The following is a 7,914-nucleotide window of genomic DNA, read 5'->3' on the forward strand; positions in this document are numbered from 1 at the left end:
CGCTTACACAGCCGCCTCGGGTACGTCAGCCCCGACGCGTTCGAGGCGGCCTACTACGCTCAACCATCGACTCCCCAACCGGAGATGTCGCCAGCATAGGAGCGGCCAGAAACCCGGGTCGGTTCACCCCGGACAGATAGGGGTCTTCGGAGAAGTACTCGAAGTTGCGTCCGGCGATCGTGGTGCGGTGCAGACACACGCCCGGTCCTTCCAGCACGTGCTGGCCGAGCGTCGCGGCTTCCGAACCGATGACGTCGCCGTACGCGCGGGCCAGTTCCGGATCGAAACCGGCCGCCACACCGATGGCCATCGGCAGGGACGTCGCGGGTGGGCTCGGCATACCGTCGCCCATGCCGACGCCCACCGGCCCGTTGGTCACCCGGAACCGTGGGATGCCCAGTTCCTCGATCCCGGCGACGTGCCGCTTCACCTGCACCTGCGATGCGAGTTCGTCCATCGCATCCGGGGATTCCGCGAGCTTCGCCGCTAGGCCGTAGATGTCGATCGTCTCCATCGCACCGTGCAACTGTGCGACCTTCTGCTCCACCGTCATCGCCCGAACGAGCCGCTCGGCCCGCTCGTGCGGCGACAATGGTGCCCCGTGCCAGGGAAATCCGGTGTCGGTCATGGGGCCTCCTTGTGCGCGGCCGGCGCTCGTCGCGATGCTACAACCGCGGGGCGCTGCCGCGGCACGGTTCGCGGGCGCAAGCGAACAGCGAAACCCCATCTCGGCAGCTGCCGGTACCGTCGCACCATGTACGTCACCGATCTCGAGCACGTCCTCTACTTACCCGAGGACGCGCCCGGCCCTGCCCGGCGACTCGCCGAACAGACGTGGGCCATCGTCCGTGCCGCCACCACGGGTGCGGCAGCGACCCGGTGGGTCAGTGCCCTGCCGTGCCGTCGCAGGCCGGGTCACCGCCCGTGCCCGGGCCGGATCGTCGTGTTCCGCGGCGATCCGCCCCAGCCCATCGAATGGGTCTGCTCGTCCTGCGGCGACGACGGGATGATCTCCCACTGGGCGGGATCGCCGTTCGATCTGCACGGGATCGGGCCGGACCCCGACCTGCCCACGTATCCGGTCACGGTGTCCGACGCGACCCTCACCGCTCTCCGCGGCATCGACCTGCTCGACGTCGACTGCGAGCACGCAGTGTTCGCCGCCCGATTCGACGACGGACACTGCGTGCTCCCGGTGAGCGACGATGTCCTGGACGAGATCGTCAATTACGTTGCCGGCGAAGCGAATAACGAATCCGATCGGCGACGCCGCCGACGCCTCGATGCCGCATACGACGAACTGGTTGCGGCGCAACAGAATTTGCCGGAGCCGGAAACACGTGTGCCGTCGTCCGGCCTGCCCGAGATCGACGTCGTGCGGGTTCAGCGCTGGTGCGCGGCCCGCGTCCCCGAACGCGTCCGCCACCAGGTTCGTGTCGAATGTGACGTCACAACAGAGCATGTGACCATCGTCGAATGCCGCGCGCCGCGGAATCCGGAGCAGAACCCGGACTGGACTCGCACACCCGTCGCGCGGCTGCGCTACACCGGTGAGCAGGCAACCTGGACGCTGTACTGGCGCGACCGCGACCTGCGCTTCCACCGCTACGACCAGGCGCCGCCCACCCGATTCGTCGACGAACTGCTCACCGAACTCGACCGGGACCCGACCGCCCTCTTCTGGGGTTGAGTCGACGCCCGGCACCCGCAGCGCACCGCCCGGCCGTGCTCGTCGTCGGCGAGCCACCCGTATTCGTCGCACCGGCCGCATCGCGGTGTCGGTACCGCGCGCGCCGGGAGTTCCCGCCACATCGGTAGCCACGCCTGCACGAATCGGGCCGGGGACTGCGGTTGATGCTGGGCGCGGGCGGACGCGACGAGCGCATCGACGCCGCACCGGTCGATCAGCCGCGACACCTGGGCGCATCCGTCGGCGTCGAGTTTGCGGAAGCTGGCCGTCAACCCGGCCGTGCGGAGTTCGGCTGCGAGCCGGGTGAGTTCGCCGTCGTCGTATGCCGCCGCCGCGGGTGTGCCCGGTGGGCACGCCGACGTCCTGCGCGTCCCCGACGCGCACGAGCGTGCAGCGGTCTTCTTTTCGGGTTCAAGGACGGTTCGGGTGACACCGGTGTCACCCCGTGGCCCCGATCCTGTCACCCCGTGCGGGGCCGGACTGTCACCCCGTGGCCGGGCACCGGGTGACGGCTGGTCGCCCCGTCGCATGAGCAGCCGGTAGCAGGTGGGCCGGCGATCGGCCCGGCGGATTTTCGCCGCGACGATCCGCTGATCCCCGAGCGTGATCACTCCGAGTTCGAGGAGCGCGGCCAGGCACCGTTGCGCCTGACGTTCGCTGACGCGCGCGTAGGCGGCGAGGGTCCGCACCGACGGGTAGGCGTCGTCGCCGGTGTCGGAGGCGTGGTTCGCCAATCCGACGAGGACGATCGTCAACGCCGCCGCCGACGGCATCCCGGCGGGAGTGGGGGAGGGAATGTCGGCTTCCTTGAGCGCCCAGGCGAGCGCTTCGATGCTCACAACCGCCCCTGGACACGGACACGGGCATGGGTATGCTGACGCATGTTCGACTCCTGTTTAGTCGGACATCCGGTCCGTCGCGAGGGCCTAATCTCGCGGCGGACCTTCAATTTCGGGTCATCACCTGCGTGCGTGATGATTGCCCGACATCCTGCCATCGCGCCGCACAGCGGGTCAACGGCGAAACGCCGTGTGGTCGTGGTGCGCGGAGGGTGCCGCTTACGCGCCCTGCCACACCGTGTCGAACGGGGTGTGCGCCGAGACCCGGGCCTTGATGCCGTTCGTCACGAAATCCTTTGCGGCCTTGACGGCCTCGGCAACGTCGGAACCCTTGGCCAGTTCGGCGGTGATCGCCGCGGCCAGGGTGCAGCCGGCACCCGAGACCCGCTCGTCGCCGACCTTCGGCGCCGTGAGCAGGGTGACCTCGGTGCCGTCGAAGAACACGTCGATCGCATCGTCGCCGGGCAACTCCACGCCACCCTTCGCGACGACGTACTGCGGTCCCAGGTCGTGGATGCGCCGCGCGGCCTCCACCAACTCGTCGACGGACGAGATGCTGTCCATGCCCGACAAAGTTTTTGCCTCGAACAGGTTCGGGGTGATCACCGTCGCGTACGGCAGGATCTGAGACCGCAGCGCATTGTCGGTGTCCAGCGCGGCGCCGGGCTCCTGACCCTTGCAGATCAACACCGGGTCGAGCACCACGTGCCGCCAGTTCTGCGTACCGAGCCCCTCGGCGACCACGTCGATGGTGGCGGGTGTGCCCAGCATGCCGATCTTCACGACGTCGAGGTCGTGGGCGGCGGTGGCCGCTTCGATCTGCTCGGCGATGACCTCGGCCGGCACGGGAAAGAAGCGGTGACCCCAGTTGTTCTTCGGATCGAACGAGACGATGCAGGTGGTGGTGCCCACCCCGTACACACCGAGCTGCTGGAACGTCTTGAGGTCGACCTGCAGGCCGGCGCCCCCGGTCGCTTCGGAACCGGCGATGACGAAAGCAAGGTCGACCACTGAGGTGTTCTCCGTTCGGACAGGGATCGCGGACGAACCGCGACGATCGGTCGGTACACAGGTTAACAACCGGCCGATCTGCCATGTCGTCGGTGTTCCGGCAACTCGGCCGAGACGGACAGCCCCGGCCCGGCCGGGCGAGCGGCCGTAGCTGCGGGGCTGACACATCCGTTTCGGGTCAGGGAGTCGGCGTCCCCGGGGTGGGGGGCTTCGGTGCCGGCGCCTCCGACTTGGGCGGATGGGGCGGCTTCGGGGGCTGGGGCTTCGGGGGCTGGGGCGGCTTCGGGGGCTGGGGCTTCGACGCCGGGGACTTCGGCGGAGTCGACGATTCTGCCGAAGGTGTCTGTGTCGAAGGCGTCAAGGCATCGACGGCAGCCCGGGCCTGCGGGACGGATTCCTTGATCGCTTGCGACGCCTCGGCTACCTTGCTCTGCACCGGTTCGCTGTGCCACAGCTCGGCGGACTGCCCCTTGATCTTCTCGTATGTTCCCCGGCCGGCTCGCGTGCCGAGAACGAAGCCGGTCGCGGCTCCCGCCGCGAAGATCAGTACTCGCATCATGGTGAACTCCCATTCCTGTCGCTTCTCCCGACGGGACTACCCATCGCGGGCGCGATCCACACCGCGGTCGGTGTCCGGGCGTCGGCGGGGAACGTGGGTTTCTGCGCAATCGGCCGGAAAGCGTGCAGCTAGGGTGAGCGCCATGACGGCGTTCGACAACCTCGACGACTATCTCGCGCTGCCCCGCATCACGGCACTGGCGCTGTCCCCCGACGGCAGCCGCGTGGTGATCACCCGATCCACCCTCGACGACAAGGCCACCGCGTACGTCGGTGCCCTGTGGGAACTCGACCCGGACGGGCAGCGTCCGGCGCGCAGGCTCACCCACGGCGCGAAAGGCGAGTCGAACGCGGTCTTCACCGCGGCGGGCGATGTGCTGTTCACCGCCGCGCGCGGCGCCGACGACGACCCGGCGTCGTTGTGGCGGCTGCCCGCCGGTGGGGGGGAGGCCGAACAGATCGCGCACCGCGCGGGTGGTGTCACCGCCGTGCACGCCGCGACCCGCGCCGATCGCATCGTCGTGACCGCACCCGTGCTGGGGCACACCACCGAGGACGACGAGCGACTGCGCACCGCCCGTAAGGACGCGAAGGTCTCCGCCGTCCTGCACTCCGGCTATCCGGTGCGCTATTGGGACACCGACCTCGGCCCGGACCGTCCGCATCTGCTGTCGGTCGGCGCCGACGGCGCCCTCGACGACCTCACACCCGGTATCCGGGATTCGCTGCGCAATGCGGCGGTCGACATCGCCGCCGACGGAAGTTTCGCCGTCACCATGTGGTCGGTACCGGGCCCGCTCGCGTCGCGCCGCACCACCCTCGTCCGGGTCGACCTCGGAACCGGTCTGCGTACCGCGCTCGTCGACGACGAACACGCAGATGCCGTCTCGCCGCGAATCTCCCCCGACGGCACCCGCGTCGCCTTCCTCCACGAAACCGTCACCACCGCGGAGGAGCCGCCGCGAATCACGGTGCGCGTGTGCGATGTTCGCACCGGGGACGTGACCGATGTGACCGCGGACTGGGACCGGTGGCCCACGTCGCTGGTGTGGCTGCCGGACGGGTCCGGGCTGCTGCTCACTGCCGACGATCGCGGCCGCGCACCGATTTTCACGCTCATCCTCGGCGACGACGCGCCGGTTCCGCTCACCACCGACGACGCCGCCTACAGCGACGTCGCGGTCGCGCCGGACGGCCGGTTCGGGTATGCGCTGCGGTCGTCCTACGCGGAGCCGCCGCACCCGGTACGGATTGCCTTGGCCGGCGCCGACCGCGGCTCCGTCGTGCCGTTGCGGGCGCCGAGCGACCTGCCGGAGCTGCCCGGCCGGCTCACCGAGGTGCACGCCACCGCGGTCGACGGCACACCGGTGCGCGGGTGGTTGGCGCTGCCCACCGGCGCCGGCCCCGACGCGCCCGTTCCGTTGCTGCTGTGGGTCCACGGCGGGCCGTTGAACTCGTGGAACACGTGGTCGTGGCGGTGGAACCCGTGGCTGCTCGTCGCCCGCGGCTATGCGGTGCTGCTGCCGGACCCCGCACTGTCCACCGGGTACGGTCGCGACTTCGTGCGGCGCGGCTGGGGCCGCTGGGGGCAGGAGCCGTTCACCGATCTCATGGCGATCACCGACGCCGCCGAGGCGTTGCCGGAGATCGACGCGGAGCGCACCGCCGCGATGGGCGGGTCGTTCGGCGGGTACATGGCGAATTGGATTGCCGGGCACACCGACCGGTTCCGTGCGATCGTCAGCCACGCGAGCCTGTGGGCGCTGGACCAGTTCGCGCCAACCACCGACGCCGCGTGGTATTGGCAGCGGGAGATGACGCCGGAGATGGCGGTGGAGAATTCGCCGCACCTGTATGTCGATGCCATCGTCACTCCGATGCTGATCATCCACGGCGACAAGGACTATCGCGTGCCGATCGGGGAGGCGCTGCGCCTGTGGTACGAGTTGCTGTCCGAATCCGGGTCGCCCGCGGACGACGACGGCGCCACCGTCCACCGCTTCCTGTATTTCCCGAGCGAGCACCATTGGGTGCTCAGCCCGCAGCACACCGCGATCTGGTATCGGACGGTGGAGGCGTTCCTGTCGGAGCATGTGCTGGGCCGGCCGATCGACCTGCCGGAGTTGCTGGGCTGAGCGTGGTCACCACGCGGGGCGGAGATGGCCCGGTGTGACGACGGTGCGGAGTGCGCCGCCCAGCGCCGCGAACGTGGCCGGGTCGAGTTGCTGCTGCCACTGCGCGACCGCGTCTCGTGCCGCGTCGTCGGCGGCGCGGGTGCAGGCCCAGCCGTGGGGGGTCAGGCGCAGCAGGCGGGCGCGGGCGTCGGCGGGGTCCGGTTCGCGGGTGATGTAGCCGCGGTCGACGAGTTGGTCGACGAGTTGCGCGGCGGCCTGTTTGGTGACGCCGAGGTGGTCGGCGAGGTCGGAGGCGGTGGTGTCGCCCGCGCTGATCCGGGCGAACGCGAACCCGTGTGCCGGCCGTACGTCGGTGAATCCTCTTTCGGCGACGCCGCTTTGGATGGAGTCGACGAGTTGGGTGGCCGCGCGTAATACCAAGGCGGGGAGGTCGGGGGCGTCGGGCATGAATCCATCTTGACAGGAAGGTCAAGAAGGCTGACCATATAGACAAGCAACTTGACTATATGAAGGGAACGACCATGACGATCCTCGGATCCGCCGACGCCATCGAGTTCGACGCGCACGGCAGCACGTTCGACTCCTACGTGGCCTCCCGAAACAGTGCGCAACTGTGCGCCTGGAAGCTCACCGTGGCACCCGCATCGCACGGCGTCGCCCACCGCCCGAGCCGCGACGAGATCCTCCTCGTACTCGACGGAACGCTCCACATCACCATCGACGGAACCCCCAGTAGCGTCGAACCGGGGAATGTCGTGCTCGTGCGGGCCGGCGCCGAGGTGATCGTCGACGGCGGCCCACAGGGCGCCCACGTGTGGGTCACCACCACCCCCGGCCTGACCGCCACCCTGGCCGACGGGACGCGGCTCACCCCGCCCTGGGCGCAGTGACCGGCGGCACGTGCTAGATAGGATGCCGTGACGACGAATGCGAGCCCCCGCGCGGCCACCCCGACCTGGTGGCAGGTCACGGCAGGCGTGGCGGTGCCGCTCCTCGTGGCCGCCGTCTGTCTGGGTCTACTGACCGTTGCGCTCCAACCGATCGCATCGTTCGTGCTGGTAGTCATCCTCGGCTACGCCCTCGTCGGACTCGGTGTGGTGTGGGCGGCGCTCGCAATGGTCCGGCTGTGGTGCTACCGCCCCGACCGCCGCATCTGGATCGCCCCGGCGCTCGTCGCGGCGACCGCGGCCCTGGCCGCGCTCGGCGTGCCCTCGTGGGTCGGGTGGCAACTGTCGAAGAGCGAACTCGACCGGTACGCCGAAACCTGCACGACCTCGTACGAGGACATGCGCTTCGGCGCCTACGAGGTGTACATGGTCACACCGCGACCCGACGGCTGCCACTTCTACACCGAGGGCGGACTGTTCGACGCCGTCGGTGTCGCGCACCTCCCGGGCGGAACCGACCAGATCGGACCGCCGGTGACGGAAGGCGACATCGGATACGAGCACCTCGACGGCGACTGGTACCGGTTCACCGAGATCGTCTTCTGACCGAACCGGCCGGTGTCCCCGCGAGACGGGGGCTGCCGGGGCGATTTGTACCCGCCACCTAAGAGTGCATCTGAAAACTCCGGGTCGAGGGTCAAGCAGAACGGGCAAGCCGACGTGACATCGTGGCGATCATCGCGACGTGGACCATCGCCTCATGATGATCGGGTCGGGTCTCGTAATCCCGGACA

The 7,914-nt window shown here is 69.4% G+C and carries 9 protein-coding genes; 4 read left to right on the forward strand and 5 right to left on the reverse strand.

Translation table 11 applies throughout. The features are described 5' to 3' along the window. Positions 1-25: 25 nt before the first annotated feature. Positions 26-628 carry a hypothetical protein gene (locus tag WAX14_RS07505; protein WP_422627465.1) on the reverse strand — a complete coding sequence of 201 codons (603 nt, stop codon included), beginning with the start codon at positions 626-628 and terminating at the stop codon, positions 26-28. Between the two features lie 126 nt (positions 629-754). Here WAX14_RS07505 and WAX14_RS07510 point away from each other — a divergent pair, with 126 nt between their 5' ends. Beyond that, entirely contained in the window at positions 755-1,690 is a 936-nt protein-coding gene (locus tag WAX14_RS07510) for a DUF3024 domain-containing protein (RefSeq protein ID WP_422627466.1), read from the forward strand. On the opposite strand, the gene WAX14_RS07515 is transcribed toward WAX14_RS07510, so the two are convergent. The 3 genes from WAX14_RS07515 to WAX14_RS07525 all read right to left on the reverse strand — a co-directional run bounded on the left by WAX14_RS07515 (position 1,606) and on the right by WAX14_RS07525 (position 4,099). After that, complete coding sequence (locus tag WAX14_RS07515) at positions 1,606-2,529, reverse strand: helix-turn-helix domain-containing protein (protein ID WP_422627467.1); 924 nt, start codon at positions 2,527-2,529, stop codon at positions 1,606-1,608. The genes WAX14_RS07510 and WAX14_RS07515 overlap by 85 nt on opposite strands. A gap of 219 nt (positions 2,530-2,748) precedes the next feature. Continuing rightward, the gene (gene thiD / locus WAX14_RS07520) at positions 2,749-3,540 is read right to left on the reverse strand and encodes a bifunctional hydroxymethylpyrimidine kinase/phosphomethylpyrimidine kinase (protein ID WP_422627468.1); all 792 of its coding nucleotides are present in this window, start codon (positions 3,538-3,540) and stop codon (positions 2,749-2,751) included. Positions 3,541-3,718: 178 nt separating this feature from the next. After that, positions 3,719-4,099, reverse strand: coding sequence for a YtxH domain-containing protein (locus tag WAX14_RS07525; RefSeq protein WP_422627469.1), 381 nt, complete (start codon positions 4,097-4,099; stop codon positions 3,719-3,721). A 142-nt stretch (positions 4,100-4,241) separates the two neighbouring features. Between WAX14_RS07525 and WAX14_RS07530 the strand changes: the two genes are divergently transcribed. After that, positions 4,242-6,233 carry an alpha/beta fold hydrolase gene (locus tag WAX14_RS07530; protein ID WP_422627470.1) on the forward strand — a complete coding sequence of 664 codons (1,992 nt, stop codon included), beginning with the start codon at positions 4,242-4,244 and terminating at the stop codon, positions 6,231-6,233. 6 nt (positions 6,234-6,239) lie between these two features. Here the strand turns inward: WAX14_RS07530 and WAX14_RS07535 are convergent, their stop codons facing one another. Continuing rightward, positions 6,240-6,680: a MarR family winged helix-turn-helix transcriptional regulator gene (locus WAX14_RS07535; RefSeq protein ID WP_422627471.1), complete on the reverse strand. Its 441-nt coding sequence runs from the start codon at positions 6,678-6,680 to the stop codon at positions 6,240-6,242. A 74-nt stretch (positions 6,681-6,754) separates the two neighbouring features. Here WAX14_RS07535 and WAX14_RS07540 point away from each other — a divergent pair, with 74 nt between their 5' ends. Both WAX14_RS07540 and WAX14_RS07545 read left to right on the forward strand, forming a co-directional pair. Next, the gene (locus WAX14_RS07540; protein ID WP_422627472.1) at positions 6,755-7,123 is read left to right on the forward strand and encodes a cupin domain-containing protein; all 369 of its coding nucleotides are present in this window, start codon (positions 6,755-6,757) and stop codon (positions 7,121-7,123) included. 27 nt (positions 7,124-7,150) lie between these two features. Then, positions 7,151-7,726 carry a hypothetical protein gene (locus WAX14_RS07545; protein ID WP_422627473.1) on the forward strand — a complete coding sequence of 192 codons (576 nt, stop codon included), beginning with the start codon at positions 7,151-7,153 and terminating at the stop codon, positions 7,724-7,726. Positions 7,727-7,914 lie beyond the last annotated feature (188 nt).

The organism is Rhodococcus sp. (in: high G+C Gram-positive bacteria), assembly GCF_049299235.1.
Classification (GTDB): Bacteria; Actinomycetota; Actinomycetes; order Mycobacteriales; family Mycobacteriaceae; genus Rhodococcus.